This is a genomic window from Streptomyces viridosporus, from assembly GCF_002078235.1.
In the GTDB taxonomy this organism is placed as follows: Bacteria; Actinomycetota; Actinomycetes; order Streptomycetales; family Streptomycetaceae; genus Streptomyces; species Streptomyces viridosporus.
On record NZ_MSGP01000699.1, the window covers coordinates 1 to 614 of the forward strand.

1 protein-coding gene is annotated in these 614 nt (G+C 75.8%); it reads left to right on the forward strand.

Translation table 11 applies throughout. The features are described from left to right. Window positions 1-264 precede the first annotated feature (264 nt). Window positions 265-614 (forward strand): NAD(P)-binding protein (locus B7L92_RS36045; protein WP_143626448.1); only part of this gene is annotated, 350 nt, incomplete at its 3' end.

The following is a 614-nucleotide window of genomic DNA, read 5'->3' on the forward strand; positions in this document are numbered from 1 at the left end:
CCCCCGTGCGTTCCCCCGTGCATCCCCGCGGGACCCCCGTGCGCGGTCGTCCCCCGGTTCCCCCGTGCCTCGCTCCCACCGACGGTGCCGGCGGAAGGAGCGGATCGCGGGCCGCACCGTTCCGGCGCCCCGTGCCGCCGGTTCCGGGAACGTGCCCCTCTCCGTGGTCTCCACTCTCTCGTCCCCGCAGGTCGCAGCCCATCCGCGCGCGTACTCATCTCGACGNNGACCGGCCCGCCGGTGGCGGCGGATAAAGTCCCTGGCATGGCACGGATTGCGGTGATCGGCGCCGGGATGGGCGCGATGGCGGCCGCCGCCCGGCTGGCCGTCGCGGGCCACCGGGTGGTGGTGTACGAGCGGACGGAGACGTACGGCGGTGCCCTGCGCCGGCGGGAGCGGGACGGGTTCTCCTTCGACACCGGCCCCGGTCTGCTCACCCTCCCCGCGGTGTACCGCGACCTCTTCGTCAAGACCGGCCGGGAGCCGCTGGAGGACTGCGTCGACCTGGTCCGGGTCGAGCCGTCGGCGCGGCACGTGTTCGCGGACGGCACCCGGGTGTCGCTGCCGAACACCTCGCGCGCGGGGGTCGTCGCGGCCCTGGACGAGGCGCTCGG